A 15546-nucleotide genomic window follows, 5' to 3' on the forward strand; every position below is an offset into this window, starting at 1 on the left:
ATATTATGAATTCGATGTTTAAATATATAATGTGTTTTGCTTTTCTTTCCATATCTGTTTCCACTTTTGCTGTAAATGACAGTATATGTGCCGAAACTTCCATTGGATACGATGTACAGGAAAGATATAAAACGAGCAGTGCTATTTCTTCTGTCCGTGGAAATGAGCTTTCGAAATCTTTTACTCCTAATTTGCTTAATTCGTTGGCCGGCCGTTTACCGGGACTAACGATTAGTCAAGGTTCGGATGAGGCTGGAGTTATTGATAATAAATTGTTTATACGAGGACTTGGTACTTTTCAGGGATTGACTGAACCTTTGATTGTTATTGATGGCTTTGTAACCCAATATATTGATGGAGATGGATATCTGAGAACACTTTTGTCTCAACTGATGCCGGAGGAAATAGAATCGGTAACTTTATTGAAAGACGCGTCCGCAACGGCAATTTATGGATTGAGAGGAGCTAATGGGGTTTTACTGATAAATACTAAGAGAGGTTTAAATTCTCCGTTAAAAATAAATTTTACTGCACAGATTGGATTCCAACAGCCAACCCGGATGCCGAATTTTTTAGATTCGTATGATTATGCACGTCTTTACAATGAGGCTTATGGTTATGCGAATAATGGTGCTCAGTTTTATGATGAGGATGCTTTGAATGCTTATAAAAATGGTACGGATAAGTATCTGTATCCGAATGTGGATTGGTACGACGAGACCTTACGGAAAACAGCCGAGATGTATAAAGTCGGTTTGAATTTTCAAGGAGGAAATAATATTGTAAAATATTTTGTGTTATTAAATTATTTGGGAAATTCCGGATTACTCAGACGTACGGCTGATATGTCTGATAAAACCAAGAACCAGCATTATAATCGATACAATATCCGTTCTAATATGGATGTGAATATTACAAAAAACTTATCTGCTCATATTACATTGGGAATTGCTATCGAAGACAAAATAACTCCGGGAGGGACAGGTGCCGGTAAGAATACGAATGATCTTTTTAGCCGTATACAACAGCTTCCCCCTAATTCATTTCCTGTAATGAATCCTAATAATTCATGGGGGGGAAGCAGTAATTGGTCTAATCCGTTGGCTAATATTACAGAACGTGGTTATTGGAAACAAAATTCGAGAAATATTAATTCTGCTTTAAGGTTGACGGAGAATTTGGATATGCTGCTTCCCGGACTTAGTGTTTCCGGTGCTATATCTTTTAATAGTTATTATTTGGGATATTCTAATAGATATGCTAATTATGAGTATTATGCGTTAACGGGTAAAGATGTTGAAGGAAAATATTTGTATTCTGAACCTTTTGGTAAAAAAGAACAGTTAACGATTGATGATTCAATGTCCGATCAATGGAGGAATACGACGGTAGAGGGATCATTGAATTATAAAGGTTCTTTTGGCAGAAACGATATAGATGCTTTACTTTTATATTCGTATGAGAATGAGACATACGGACAACAACAACCTTTTATACATGTCGGTATGGGAGCACGTATGACTTATGCATATGCCCGAAAATATATAGGTGAGTTTTCTATGGGATTACAAGCTGCTGAAACGTTTAAAAATGGAAATCGCGCCGGATTTTTCCCGGCAGGGTCTATCGCTTGGGTTATTTCAGAGGAAGATTTTTTGAAAGAAAATAATTTGATAAGACTTTTGAAACTCAGGGCATCATATGGTTTGACCGGAAATGATAAGATTAATGGTGACAGACGCTTTATGTATGATCAGGAATATGGAGGAGCAGACGGGTATAATTTTGGAATTAGTAATAGTAATTTTTCCGGTTTCAGACAGCTTAGATTGGCCAATCCGGATATTTCATGGGAGAAAGATAAAAAGATGAATATAGGATTTGAGGCGAATTTAGGAGGAAAATTGGATCTTTCGTTCGATTATTTTCATAATCGTAGGTCGAGCATCTTATGTTTACCGAATCGGAGTATTCCTTCTTATATGGGAGCAGAATTACCGTATCTGAATATTGGAAAAACTAAAAATACCGGTTTTGAAGCATCTATTACTTATCATGACCGTATCGGTAAAGATTTTGAATATTATATAAAGACAGATATGTGGATGGCCAAGAATGAGATATTATATATGTCTGAAGATATTAGGGCCGAGAATAATGGACATTTGTATAAGACGGGGCATCGTATCAACCAACCTTTTTATTTGGAATCATTGGGGTATTATACACAAGAGGATATTGATAATCCGGACGTTGCAAAACCAACATGGAAAGAGGTTGTTCCTGGAGATTTGAAGTATAAAGATTGGAATGGAGATGGGATTATCGATAATAATGACAGTGCTCCTTTCGGTTATACGAATATTCCGGAAATAACGCTTGGGATGAATCTCGGATTTTCATATAGGAACATAGATTTCTCGGCATTTTTCCATGCAGCGTTGAATAGGAATGTGTATTTGGATGCTAGTTATTACAAGGCTTTTCAAAACAATGGTTCTGTTTCGGAATTTGCATTGAACCGGTGGACTTCGGACGAGACAGCACATACCGCAACCTATCCCCGGCTTTCTCTTACTAATGAACAAAATAATTATAGAACATCTACTTTTTGGATGCGTAATGGTAATTTTTTGAAATTGAGAGATGTAGAAGTCGGATATACTTTTAAAAATATTATTCCCGCAACAAAAGCCGATTTAAGGGTTTTTGTGAATGGAACCAATCTTTTTGCTGTGGATAATGTTGACGGATATGATTCAGAAAGGATTGGAGGTTATCCTGCAGTAAGAACGGTGAGTTTAGGAGCAAATATTCAGTTTTGATAAATACGAGAAAAAATGAGAAGTACGATAAATAAATATAATCTTATTTTTATGTTGTTCTTGTTTGGAGCATGTTCTGATCTGGACAGAGAATATTCGACCACTATGAATGAAGAGGCGATTGCCGTGGAATATGGCAATTTGCAGAAACAGGTTACTCATCTGTATGCAGGTATGCGTGACGGACATTATTTGATTGATAATGCGATGATGGCTTCGTTAAGTGATGAGGCCGAATATACCTTGCAGGGTAATGCGCAAGTCTTTAATTCCGGTTCTTGGAATCAGTATGTTAATCCGGATGATTTGTGGGCACATTATTATTCTTATATACGTCGTATAAATACCTATTTGGAATCTTCGGAAAAGTTTGAAGTGAATCTGGACGCATATAAATTTGATCCGAGTGAAAACGCACAAGAGATTTATAAAACGCGATTGAAGGATATTGCCAATTGGAAAAAAGAAGCCCGTTTTTTAAGAGCTTATTATCATTTTGAATTGGTAAAACGTTATGGCGGCATTCCGATTATGAAAACAGCTTTACCGTTGGATGCAGATTTTAAAAATATTCATCGAAATACGTTGCAAGAATGCGTTGATTTTATAGTTAATGAATGTTCTATTTTGGGTGGAGAAGGCGAAAATGGTGATGAAGATGCTTTACCAATAACTTATAATAATGATAATTTAGGAAGAGTGACAAGAGGGGCTGCTTTGGCTTTAAAAAGTCGGTTATTGCTATATGCGGCCAGTGATTTGTGGAATACGGATTCATGGGCACAAGGATATTCACATCCCGAACTGGTGACCTTAGAACAGAAAGACCGTAGGGGCAGATGGGCGGAGGCCGCCGCAGCAGCTAAAGCAGTAATTGATTTGTCTGCCGAAGCCGGTTATGGACTAATGGAACGTTATTCGGATTTGGGAAAAGTAACTCAAAGCCCAGAATTGATATTGGTACGACGTATAAGCGGAAATACCAATACGTTTGAAAAATTGAATTTTCCGGCCGGATTTCCTAATGGGGAAGGACGAGTTACTCCTTCACAGAATTTGGTGGATGATTATGAAATGATTGATGGCAGTAAGTTTGATTGGAATAATCCGGAACATGCACTCTCTCCCTATAGTAATCGTGATCCCCGTTTGGCCTTGTCGATATATACCAATGGCTCTTCATTTAAAAATACAACTATAGAAACATTTGAGGGAGGGGCACACAAAAGGATTAAGAACGGGACAATGACCGGATATTATTTGAGAAAGTTTGTAGATTCTAATATCGATTTGATGGTGAATGGTACAAGTAATCATCCCTGGGTGATCTTTCGTATTTCCGAGATTTACTTGAACTATGCTGAGGCTTTGAATGAGAGTAATCCCGGACATCCGGATATTCTGACTTATGTGAATAAAACAAGAGGCCGTTCTGATGTTAAGATGATTCCGATTGGAGATACGGATCAGGATGTGTTACGTAAAAGAATAAGAAATGAGAGACGGATTGAATTAGCTTTTGAGGATCATCGTTTATGGGACGCCCGGAGATGGATGATTGCGACGGATGTGCTTAATGCTGATTTGACAGGTGTTGAGATACGTAAGAATGAAAATGAAACATTTACTTATAAAAAAATCAATGTTGAAAAGAGAGTCTTTTCACCTAAAATGTATTTCTATCCTATACCGGGATCGGTCATTTTGAATGAGCAAGTAATGGCTGCTGGTTGGCCGCAAAATCCATTATGGTAAATTTCTTAACGAATAAAAATATAAAGTATATGAAAAAGATGATATATAGAGCATTGTCATTGTTGCTGGTTATCTTGTTACATGCATGTGAATATAAAGATATTTATGATGCAGGATCTGAATATCCGGTTGATAAAGTATACATAGCGGGGACTTATGAAAGTATTATTTATAAGGTTGATCAGATTGTAGAAACAGAAAATGCTCCGTTTCGTTATAAAATCGATGTAGAGAATAATAAGGTTTTGATACCTTTGGGTATATACCGGTCATCGGTATGGAGTAATAATGATGTGAGTGTTGAATTGGGTATTGATAATGATACGATACCTGCTCTTATCGATTCGGAGGAATTAGTGGGTGAAGATGGTACTATTCCCGAAATTCTGCCTGCAGATAAATATCGGTTGGATACGGAAATACATATTGCAAAGGGAGAAGATTTGGGACAATTGAATTTAACTGTGGATATTCCTTTTTTATTGGATAATCTGGATAAAAGATATGTATTAGGCATAAGGATACTAAATTCGAACGCAGAGATCAATGAAAAAATGAGTCTTATTGTTGTCGACATTACAGCGGGGTTTATAGAGCCTCAACCGGACTTCACTTTCGAAATGGACGAAAAGAAACCATTTGAGGTCTCTTTCTCCAATAAATCTGTTTTCTGCCTGGATTATGAATGGGATTTTGATGACGGGTCGTCAACGGTTAACGAGAAAGAGCCTCAGAAGCATGTGTTTCCCGGGGTTGGAATTTATAATGTAAAACTGACTTCGAAGGGTACGCGTGGAAATCTGGTTACAAAAGAAAAAGTGGTTCATATTTGGGAGGATATTACAGATATCTACATTAAAAATGGTGGAAATCCTTTCCAGAAAGCAGGATTGGTTTCCGGACGTGTTGACTGCCTGAAAGATTGGACCTGTACTGAAAATGTATTGTCGACTTATAATTCGTCTAAGAAGATATATGTAGGCGGTTATCAGGGAGATAATGGTGGAGTGATGGATTTTTATGCAAATAAAGCAACGACGGGTGCATTGGAAAATGCTAAAATTTATCAAACCACGGATTTACCGGAAGGGGCTTATTATGCTGCTTTTGTTCCGTTTAGTTTTGTTGGAAAAAATAATTGTTATTTTGTAGTAGCTAAGGGAGTGGAACTTCCTGATATTGACGATGTGGAAAGTAATCCTAATGTTATTGCTTATCTTCATTGGGATGAAACAATAGAGATAACAAAACAGGGTATGGAATTTGAAGTATTGGCAAGCGGACCTGTGACAATCGGTTTTGTTGTATCTAATGATGAGGGAGGACGTGTCAAAATAAAATCAGTTTCTTTAGCTAAATAATTAAGTAAATGATGGATATTATGTTAAGAAAATATTTTTTATTATATACTGTTGTAGTATTTTTTACTTCTTGTTCTCTTTCTAATAGTTCGAAAATGCAAGAAACCGGAGCTGTAAAATGGCCGGAAATTACGCAGGAGATGAGACCATGGACTCGTTGGTGGTGGTTTGGGAATGTCTTGACTGAGAAAGATATTACAGCTGCCTTGGAATCGTATCGGAAAGCAGGAATAGGAGGGGTTGAAATTACTCCTGTATATGGAGTCAGGGGGGAAGAAAGTAAATTTATTGATTTTCTATCTCCAGAATGGATGGATAAATTAGTGTACACCCTTGCTGAGGCTAAACGCCTTGGCATGGGGGTAGATATGGCGAATACATCCGGATGGCCGTTTGGTGGGCCTTGGGTCGATGAGGATATGGCCTGTAAAAGTATGTTGTCAAAAACGTTTGAATTACAAGAGGGGGAGAGACTGGCTGAGAGAATAGAATATGTCCGTCAACCGCTGGTTTATACTCAAAACGGTTTGAAAGTGAATATTGACGATGTGAAAGAACCTGTCACTGCGAACCGGAATTTGCAAGAGAATTGTTATGCACAGATTTGGTATAAAAAAAGTTTGCCGTTGATTACTGTCACAGCTAATAAGAAGCAGGCAGGGCAAGTTGGGTTTACAGAAACTATAGATCTTACGGATAGGGTGAAAAACGGTTTTTTAGACTGGACTGCTCCTAAGGGAGATTGGTTGATTTGTGCTTTGTTTCAAGGCAATCATGGTAAAATGGTGGAACGTGCGAGCCCTGGTGGTGAAGGGAATGTAATCGATCATTTTTCGGAGCATGCAATCAGTGAATATTTGAAAAAGTTCGACGAAGCATTTGCCGGATATGATTTGAGTTATTTAAGATGTTATTTTAATGACTCTTATGAAGTGGATGATGCAGTTGGATGTGCAAATTGGACTCCGGATTTTCTGAAAGAGTTTAAACGAGTTTGTGGATATGATTTAAAACAATATCTTCCGGCTCTTTTAGGCTTGGCAGATGATGATACTAATAGTAGGGTTTTACACGATTATCGTATGGTTATCTCTGATTTGTTATTAGAACGATTCACCCGAAAATGGCAGTTGTGGGCTGAACATCAAGGAAAAGGTATTCGGAATCAGGCACACGGTTCTCCGGCTAATGCTCTGGATTTGTATGCGGCCAGCGATATTCCGGAAACAGAAGGGAGTACGATTACGGATATAAAAAGTGCTTCTTCGGCTGCTCATCTGATGGGAAAGAAGCTAACGTCAGCAGAATCAGCAACTTTGTTAAATGAACATTTTCAAACCAAATTGGCTGATGTCAAGATTGCCAATGATAAATTTTTATTGGGAGGTGTAAATCATATTTTTTATCATGGTACGGCTTATTCTCCTCAAAATGCTTCTTGGCCGGGATGGCTGTATTATGCAGCGGTACATTTTACTCCATCCAATAGTTTTTGGGATGATTTCGGAGCACTCAATAACTATGTTGCCTGTTCACAAAGCTTTTTGCAGGCAGGAAAACCATCTAACGATTTATTGCTTTATTATGGAATTTCTGACCTTTGGTCTACTCCCGGAAAAGAAATGTTTCATTACTTCCATTCTTTTAAAACGGTAACAATGGATGAATGCGGACGTTATCTCTGGCTAAACGGATATTCATGGGATGCTGTGTCTGACCAACTATTACAAGAGGTGAAAGTCGGGAAAGATGGTGTTTCTGCCGGAGGGAATACATATAAGATGATTGTGGTTCCTAAAATAAAACATATGCCTTTAAAGACATTTGAACGATTGATGGAGTTGGTGAAGGCCGGTGCTACCGTTGCTTTTTATGGTACGCTTCCTTCCGATGTTCCGGGGTTGATTGATTTAGAACACGACAGAAATAAATTGTTCTCTTTGAAAGATAGACTTAGATTTGTAGAAAAGGGGAAAGTGTGTATTGCTCAATATGGAAAAGGCAAATTTATAACCTCAGGGACCATCTCGGATTTGATGAGTGAATCGGGGATTATTTCCGAAAGTATTTGTAAACAGGGATTACAGTGTGTCAGGCGACTAAAAGAAGACGGGAATTTCTATTATTTTATTTTGAATCCTAAAGATAAAGAATTTTCAGATTGGATAACTTTGAATGCGGATTATAAATCGTGTGCATTATATAATCCAATGACAGGAAAAGACGGTTATGCGCGGACGCGTGAGAAGAGTGGGCAGACAGAACTATGGCTTAGTTTGAAACCCAATGAATCGATGATAGTCGAAACATTCAGTCAAAAGTATACGGGTGATTTGTATCCTTATTATACACCGATAGGCGAAGAGGTTATTTTGAATAATAATTGGACGATTTCTTTTGTGAAAGGTGGTCCTGTATTACCGGAAGCGAGAAATGTTACAGAATTGGAGTCATGGACAGAATATGGAGAAGACTACGCAGCTTTTTCTGGGACAGCTGAATATACAACTCCTATACCAGCATTACCGGGAAAAGCAGATGCTTGGTTACTTCATATAGAGCATCTGTATGAGAGTGCTGCGATATACGTGAATAATAAATATCTGGGAACTCTTTTTAATGCTCCATATACAATAGAGATACCAGCTTCTGTATTGAAAGGAAATGATGAACTGAAAATTAAAGTATCCAACCTTATGGCAAATCGTATTTCTTATATGGATAAAAGAGGATTGGAATGGAAGATTTTTTATAATGCGAACATCGATTCAAAAGGACGAATGAACATTGGAAAGGATGGGAAATTTGACGCAGGAAACTGGAAACCCCGACCATCAGGAATCTCGGGTAAAGTTATATTAAGGCCGCTTTCTTGTATCAAATAGTGGCAAGTATAAAGTTATAATCATTCGTATAGTTCACATTAAGATAAAAAATGTTATATGCTTATGAAGTCAATAATTTACTGGTCTGCATTGTTGTCAAGTACATTAATTGTTCCCCAATGTACAAATTACCAAAAAACAACTCAAAAAGATGATATTTTGAGAGAGCGAGACCTTGCTTATAAAGACAGTTTTTCCGCATCTGCTTATTATGAAGACCTCTATAACAGTACTGAAATGAAGTATGCATTTAAAGGTACGACATCTGAGGAAGTCGATGTTTGGCAGACAGAATTTAGAGATAAATTAAAAGAAAGATTAGGGATCAGTCAGTTAGAAAAGCAGTTGGCTTCATTTAAAATTAAAGCCAGGAAAATCAATTCTGAAGATATCGGATATGCTATTAGAGAGAGATGGGAAATATGGACTGAACCGACTGTTCCCCTGCCGTTTGTGCTTTTATTACCTAAAAATAAAGAAGGAAACCTGCCTTTAATGATAACACCGCACGGACATGGGAAAAATACGGAAACCTACGCCGGAATATATCTCTCTGAGCAGGAGCGTATTGAGGGCGAGATTGGCGAAAGAAATGTTGCTGTACAAGCAGTGCAGAACGGTTTTATTGCCATAGCTCCTACTTCAAGAGGATTCGGAAAGACACGTACTTCGGAAGATAAGGCAAAGGATGTACCATATTCTTGTCGTACGCTATTAATGCAAGACTTATTGGTTGGGCGAACTCCTATAGGTGATAGAGTGTGGGATATTTCTAAGTTGATAGATTGGGCATTGGCAGAGCTGCCCGTTGATAAGTCTAATATTATTGTTTCTGGTAATTCGGGAGGTGGGACGACGACTCTTTTTGCCGGAGCATGCGATACTCGTATTTCGATGTCGATTCCATCTTCCTATTTTTGTACTTTTACAGGGAGTATTGGAACAATGTATCATTGTGACTGTAATTATGTTCCGGGAATATTGGAGTATGGTGAAATGTCTGATATCGCAGGGTTGATAGCCCCTCGCTTTTTTTGTACTTTGAATGGAAAAGACGATACAATGTTTCCTCTCAAGGAAACTCAGAAAGCTTTTATAAATCTGAAGAAAATATATACGGCTGCCGGTGTTCCGGATAATTGCGAACTTTACATTGGCAATGGAGGGCATCGCTATTACAAAGAAGGTGCATGGAATTTTATAAATAAACATTTATTGAAATAACAAATGTTTATAAAAGATAGTTGAATTACTTATAGTATAAATCAATCTTAAAATAGTAGTAGAAAATTTATACTATAAGTAATTTCTATTTGGAGGTGATAATAAAAAGTTATAGCACATAAATAGAAACGATTGGCATAGCCCATAAACTAAGCATATCTTTGCAGCCGAAAAAATAATTAAATAATAAAGATATGGCTTTAGCGATTACAAGAACATTAAAGGCAAATAATAAAACTGTTTATGTGTCTTTACTTTCTATTTTAACTTTTTTCTTGTTGTTAGACTACATTCCAGGAATGCATGCCCTTTCCGCATGGGTAACCCCTCCTTTAGCTCTCTTTTTAGGATTAGCATTTGCATTGATCTGTGGGCAGGCACATCCAAAGTTTAATAAGAAAACCTCAAAATATTTATTGCAATATTCAGTAGTCGGTTTGGGGTTTGGTATGAATCTTGATTCTGCTTTAGCTTCCGGTAAAGAAGGTATGGAGTTCACAATTATTTCTGTTATTGGTACCTTACTGATCGGGTGGTTTATTGGCCGCAAGGTATTGAAGCTGGATCGTAATACCTCCTATTTGATCAGTTCCGGTACTGCTATTTGTGGAGGGAGTGCTATTGCTGCTGTTGGACCGGTGGTGAAAGCAAATGATAGTGAAATGTCTGTGGCATTAGCTACCATTTTCATTCTAAACGCAATTGCATTGTTTATCTTTCCGGTTATTGGTCACGCTTTGGGTATGAGCCAACATGAATTCGGAACATGGGCTGCCATTGCTATTCATGATACGAGTTCTGTTGTTGGAGCAGGAGCAGCGTACGGTGAAGAAGCTTTGAAGGTAGCTACTACTATAAAATTGACTCGTGCTCTTTGGATTATTCCGATGGCATTTGCAACTTCGTTTATATTCAAAAGCAAGGGACAAAAAATAAGTATTCCCTGGTTTATTTTCTTCTTTGTACTGGCTATGATAGTAAATACTTATCTCTTAGGTAGTGTTCCGGAGTTAGGGTCTGCTATTAATGGCTTGGCTCGTAAAACTTTGACTATAACCATGTTTTTCATAGGTGCTTCTCTTTCTATGGATGTAGTAAGGTCGGTAGGGTTAAAGCCATTGATTCAAGGTATATTGCTGTGGGTTGTTATTAGCTGTAGTACACTGGCATATATTTATTGGTTTTAAGAAGGTTGATCAGCTATTGATTGATAAAAAAGGATAAAAACAAAAGGCTGTGCAGGGATTACTAATCCAATTGCGCAGCCTTTAATTTTCAATCTTTAATTTTACTTATGTTCTTTCAGCTTTTCAAATATTAATGCTTCAAGTTCTTCTGCCAATTCCGGATTGTCGGCGATACACTGTTTAGCAGCGTCACGTCCTTGTCCCAGTTTAGTATCATTGTAACTATACCATGAACCACTTTTCTTAATGATTCCCATATCAGCTCCCAGATCGATCACTTCACCGGAACGGGAAATACCTTCGCCGAACATGATATCGAACTCTGCTTTACGGAAAGGAGGTGCCACTTTATTCTTCACTACTTTCACCTTAGTCTGTTTACCGATAACTTCTTCGCCATCTTTTATTTGTTGAGAACCACGGATGTCCAAACGTACAGAGGCATAGAATTTTAATGCGTTACCACCGGTAGTTGTTTCCGGGTTACCAAACATTACACCGATTTTCTCACGCAACTGATTGATGAAAATACAAGTAGTGCGGGTTTTGCTTACTGCAGAAGTTAGTTTACGTAGTGCTTGAGACATCAAGCGTGCCTGTAAGCCAACTTTGTTATCCCCCATATCGCCTTCAATTTCGGCTTTCGGGGTTAACGCTGCCACAGAGTCTACAACAATAATGTCAATGGCAGAAGAACGGATTAGCTGCTCTGCAATTTCCAATGCCTGTTCTCCGTTATCCGGTTGAGAGATAAAGAGATTGTCTACATCTACTCCCAACTTTTCTGCGTAGAAGCGGTCGAATGCATGTTCAGCATCAATAAATGCTGCAATACCTCCTGCCTTTTGTGCCTCAGCAATGGCGTGGATGGCCAGAGTTGTTTTACCGGAAGATTCCGGACCATAGATTTCAATTATTCTACCACGTGGATAACCACCTACGCCAAGAGCTGCGTTTAATGCGATTGATCCGGTAGGGATAACCTCCATTTCTTCTACAACTTCGTCACCCATTTTCATGATAGAACCTTTGCCGAAGCTCTTTTCTATCTTGTCCATGGCAGCCTGTAAGGCTTTTAGTTTTTCGCTTGATGCCATATTATTTCCTGTTTCAAAATTAAGTTCGTCTTTCTTTGCCATACTATTTTAGTAGTTAGTAGTTAGAATTTAGTAGTCAGTATACTGACTGATTAGTCTTTATTTACTAAAATTTGAGCGGCGTGTTCTTTGGTTTTCACCTCTTTAGGTCCAATGATCCGTTCTATAATTCCTTCTTCGTTAATAAGGAAAGTAGTACGGAAGGTTCCCATGTATGCACGCCCATACAGTTTTTTTTCTCCCCATACACCGAATTCTTCTACCAATCTTTTGTCTGTATCGGCTATGAGAGTGAAGGGTAATTCGTTTTTAGCTATAAACTTCTGGTGTGATTTCTCATCATCTACACTTACACCGATCACTTCGTAACCGGCTTTACGCAGTTCTGAATAATTGTCACGCAAGCTACAAGCCTGCGCTGTACATCCGGAAGTATTATCTTTTGGATAAAAGTAGATTACGATTTTCTTTCCTCTATAATTGCTGAGACGGATTTCCTCTCCTTTTTCGTTTACTCCTAATATTTCGGGAGCTTTATCTCCAATGTTTAATCCCATACTATTTTATAACTCTAAATCACCATCAAATACTTCATGCCAGGGCAATCCCTGTTTATTCAGTTGATCCATGAACGGATCCGGATCAAACTCTTCTACATTATTCACACCCGGACGTTTCCACTCTCCTTTGAAGAACATCATGGCGCCGATCATTGCCGGTACACCGGTAGTGTAACTGACTCCCTGCATACCAGTTTCCTTGTAAGCTTCCTGATGGCTACAATTGTTGTATACATAGTATGTGCGTTCTTTGCCATCCTTCAATCCCCGGATACGACAACCAATAGAAGTTTCGCCCTCGTAGTTTTCGCCCAGTTCCTGTGGATTAGGTAATACGGATTTGAGGAATTGTAACGGGATGATTTCTACGCCATTGTAATTGATTGGATCAATACGGGCCATACCAATATTTTGAATTACGCGCAGGTGAGTCAGATATTCCTGACCGAAAGTCATCCAGAAGCGTGCACGCTTGATCGTAGGGAAATGTTTTACCAATGACTCCAACTCTTCATGATAGAGCAGATATGAATCGCGCGGACCGATATTGGGATAGGTAATATCTTTGTGAATCTCAAGTGGCCCGGTAGTTACCCATTTACCATCTTGATAATAACGTCCGTTTTGGGTGATTTCACGGATATTAATTTCCGGATTGAAATTAGTGGCAAACGCTTTATGATGATTACCTGCATTACAGTCTACGATGTCCAGATACTGAATTTCGTCGAAATAATGTTTAGCTGCATATGCCGTATAGATTCCACTTACACCCGGATCAAAACCACAACCCAAGATAGCTGTCAACCCGGCTTCTTTGAAACGATCGTGGTAAGCCCATTGCCAGCTATATTCAAAATGAGCTTCATCTTTGGGCTCATAGTTCGCAGTATCCAGATAGTTCACTCCAGCTTTCAGACAAGCTTCCATAATGGTCAGGTCTTGATAGGGGAGGGCAACATTGATAACCATTTCCGGTTTGAAGTCATTGAATAAAGCTACCAGCTCGTCTACGTTATCAGCATCTACTTTGGCTGTTTTTATATTAGGGTTACCAATGGCTTTCACGATGTCATCACATTTGGATTTAGTGCGGCTGGCAATCATAATGTCAGTAAATACATCGGCATTTTGTGCCACTTTGTGCGCAACGACGGTACCTACACCGCCCGCACCGATAATAAGAACTCTACCCATTTTCTTTAATATGAGAATTAAAAATTAAGAATTTAAGACTTGTTTAAGGAACAAATATACGGTATTATTTTTATAAAATCATTCCCTCTTTCCTTATTTATTTATAACGAAGCAACGTGCCACTTTCAAATTCAAGAATTTTACGGGCGTACAACCAGCTTTCAAAACGTGTGTCCTGTTTAAATTCTATTTGGATAGGATTGCCCAATGCCAGACGACATTCATCTGTAGTCATACCCTCCTTTATTTTACCTTGGGCAATTAGTTTCCAATTCTCTTCTGTGATGTAAGGGTACTGTTTCCGGATATTTCCAAACGCGAAGATATCTTCTATGTAATTCTCGTTTTTGGTAATTATATCATATTTCAGATCTACTTCAGTCTCATAAATACTTCCGTTTGCATCTTCCAGAGTTAGCATAGCCACTGTTTTTGGAAGTTCTACGGAAATATCCTTTATCTGCAACGGAGTGTAACGTAGCAGGCGTACTTCTAATGCTGTGGTATTTCCTTCTACTTTCATGTTGCATTTTGTACTCATTGTTTGTTTGGGATAGACGGACATACCGACGTATTTGCTTTTTAAGTTTTCAAGTGTTAATGCATTTTGATTATTGAATGAGAATGTGTTTGGAAAATATTTAGTTTTCTTATCTGCCTGAAAATCTGCCTTATCCATGCCGGAATTTGTCCTGGATAAAGCTACCTCAACATAATATGAATTACCTTTTGTGTCTTCAAAAACAATTTTTACCGGATAGGCTTTACTGCCTACTCCTATATTTGTGATTGTAACTTTTTCATTTTCGGCAATTTGTACTGTCTTATAACCTGAATAGCTATTACTGTCGTCTATCCGTGCACTGGTGATGTGAGTGTAAACAACTTTACCGATAAGTAATTCTCGTGCCTTGTCTACATCGGGTAAATATACCAGGCCGCTAATGTTGGCACGTGGGTTTTGCTCACAAATATCATTAAGCCGTAGGTTTTTGAATTCGGAATAATACTTCTTTCCTTCGCAGTTAAAGATGAAGCGGGTAGAGTAATTGATACCCACGTAGGTCTCCTTTTCTTTCTCTTCTGTACCCTGAAACTCGAAAATTTTGTGTCTAAGCTTATTGCTGTCCACTTCTTTTTCTGTTTCGTAAGAGTTGAAGATTGGAATAAAAAGCTCATTGCCATCAGGAATAAACATGAATTTTAATCCGGGTGTCCATTTACATAGGAGTTGCAACGGAAAGTTGTTTTCAATGAATTGTTCTTCTTCGCTCATGCTATTACTTTTTTGCTGAGGCGTCGTCACAAGATAATCATTCTGAGCTGTAATGGTTACAATTCTCAGAATAAGGCAGAGGAGAATAAATGTAATTCTTTTCATCTTCATTTGTATTTCATGAACCATTGAATTGTCTGTTCTGTTAATATTAAATTAGACAAATGTATGAACTTTAT

General features: G+C 38.1%; 10 protein-coding genes. 6 read left to right on the forward strand and 4 right to left on the reverse strand.

The window, feature by feature from the left end:
• The first annotated feature begins 14 nt into the window (after positions 1 to 14).
• From K8P02_RS03360 to K8P02_RS03385, 6 genes are all read left to right on the forward strand, one after another.
• Positions 15 to 2825, forward strand: coding sequence for a SusC/RagA family TonB-linked outer membrane protein (locus K8P02_RS03360; RefSeq protein ID WP_223382004.1), 2811 nt, complete (start codon positions 15 to 17; stop codon positions 2823 to 2825).
• A 15-nt stretch (positions 2826 to 2840) separates the two neighbouring features.
• Positions 2841 to 4580 (forward strand): RagB/SusD family nutrient uptake outer membrane protein, encoded by a 1740-nt coding sequence (locus K8P02_RS03365; RefSeq protein ID WP_025867718.1) that lies wholly within the window; start codon positions 2841 to 2843, stop codon positions 4578 to 4580.
• Between the two features lie 29 nt (positions 4581 to 4609).
• Entirely contained in the window at positions 4610 to 5941 is a 1332-nt protein-coding gene (locus tag K8P02_RS03370) for a DUF5013 domain-containing protein (protein WP_025867719.1), read from the forward strand.
• Positions 5942 to 6036: 95 nt separating this feature from the next.
• Complete coding sequence (locus K8P02_RS03375) at positions 6037 to 8826, forward strand: glycosyl hydrolase (protein WP_223382006.1); 2790 nt, start codon at positions 6037 to 6039, stop codon at positions 8824 to 8826.
• A gap of 63 nt (positions 8827 to 8889) precedes the next feature.
• Positions 8890 to 10050 carry an alpha/beta hydrolase family protein gene (locus K8P02_RS03380; protein ID WP_223382008.1) on the forward strand — a complete coding sequence of 387 codons (1161 nt, stop codon included), beginning with the start codon at positions 8890 to 8892 and terminating at the stop codon, positions 10048 to 10050.
• Positions 10051 to 10244: 194 nt separating this feature from the next.
• Positions 10245 to 11237 carry a YeiH family protein gene (locus K8P02_RS03385; RefSeq protein WP_002561984.1) on the forward strand — a complete coding sequence of 331 codons (993 nt, stop codon included), beginning with the start codon at positions 10245 to 10247 and terminating at the stop codon, positions 11235 to 11237.
• 101 nt (positions 11238 to 11338) lie between these two features.
• Here the strand turns inward: K8P02_RS03385 and recA are convergent, their stop codons facing one another.
• From recA to K8P02_RS03405, 4 genes are all read right to left on the reverse strand, one after another.
• Positions 11339 to 12376 (reverse strand): recombinase RecA, encoded by a 1038-nt coding sequence (gene recA / locus K8P02_RS03390; RefSeq protein ID WP_002561983.1) that lies wholly within the window; start codon positions 12374 to 12376, stop codon positions 11339 to 11341.
• 50 nt (positions 12377 to 12426) lie between these two features.
• Positions 12427 to 12891, reverse strand: a complete 465-nt coding sequence (gene bcp, locus K8P02_RS03395) for a thioredoxin-dependent thiol peroxidase (protein WP_007484663.1) — start codon at positions 12889 to 12891, stop codon at positions 12427 to 12429.
• 6 nt (positions 12892 to 12897) lie between these two features.
• The gene (locus K8P02_RS03400; protein WP_025867721.1) at positions 12898 to 14091 is read right to left on the reverse strand and encodes a saccharopine dehydrogenase family protein; all 1194 of its coding nucleotides are present in this window, start codon (positions 14089 to 14091) and stop codon (positions 12898 to 12900) included.
• A 97-nt stretch (positions 14092 to 14188) separates the two neighbouring features.
• On the reverse strand, positions 14189 to 15472 hold the full coding sequence (locus tag K8P02_RS03405; RefSeq protein ID WP_025867722.1) for a hypothetical protein: 1284 nt from the start codon (positions 15470 to 15472) through the stop codon (positions 14189 to 14191).
• Positions 15473 to 15546 lie beyond the last annotated feature (74 nt).

Origin of the sequence: Bacteroides nordii (genome assembly GCF_019930665.1) — a bacterium.
Taxonomy (GTDB): domain Bacteria; phylum Bacteroidota; class Bacteroidia; order Bacteroidales; family Bacteroidaceae; genus Bacteroides; species Bacteroides nordii.

Bases quoted from the DNA above. Each gene is read 5' to 3' on its own strand.
- K8P02_RS03360 (WP_223382004.1), top strand. From the start codon at position 15: ATGTTTAAATATATAATGTGTTTTGCTTTTCTTTCCATATCTGTTTCC.
- K8P02_RS03365 (WP_025867718.1), top strand. From the start codon at position 2,841: ATGAGAAGTACGATAAATAAATATAATCTTATTTTTATGTTGTTCTTG.
- K8P02_RS03370 (WP_025867719.1), top strand. From the start codon at position 4,610: ATGAAAAAGATGATATATAGAGCATTGTCATTGTTGCTGGTTATCTTG.
- K8P02_RS03375 (WP_223382006.1), top strand. From the start codon at position 6,037: ATGCAAGAAACCGGAGCTGTAAAATGGCCGGAAATTACGCAGGAGATG.
- K8P02_RS03380 (WP_223382008.1), top strand. From the start codon at position 8,890: ATGAAGTCAATAATTTACTGGTCTGCATTGTTGTCAAGTACATTAATT.
- K8P02_RS03385 (WP_002561984.1), top strand. From the start codon at position 10,245: ATGGCTTTAGCGATTACAAGAACATTAAAGGCAAATAATAAAACTGTT.
- recA (WP_002561983.1), bottom strand. From the start codon at position 12,376: ATGGCAAAGAAAGACGAACTTAATTTTGAAACAGGAAATAATATGGCA.
- bcp (WP_007484663.1), bottom strand. From the start codon at position 12,891: ATGGGATTAAACATTGGAGATAAAGCTCCCGAAATATTAGGAGTAAAC.
- K8P02_RS03400 (WP_025867721.1), bottom strand. From the start codon at position 14,091: ATGGGTAGAGTTCTTATTATCGGTGCGGGCGGTGTAGGTACCGTCGTT.
- K8P02_RS03405 (WP_025867722.1), bottom strand. From the start codon at position 15,472: ATGAAAAGAATTACATTTATTCTCCTCTGCCTTATTCTGAGAATTGTA.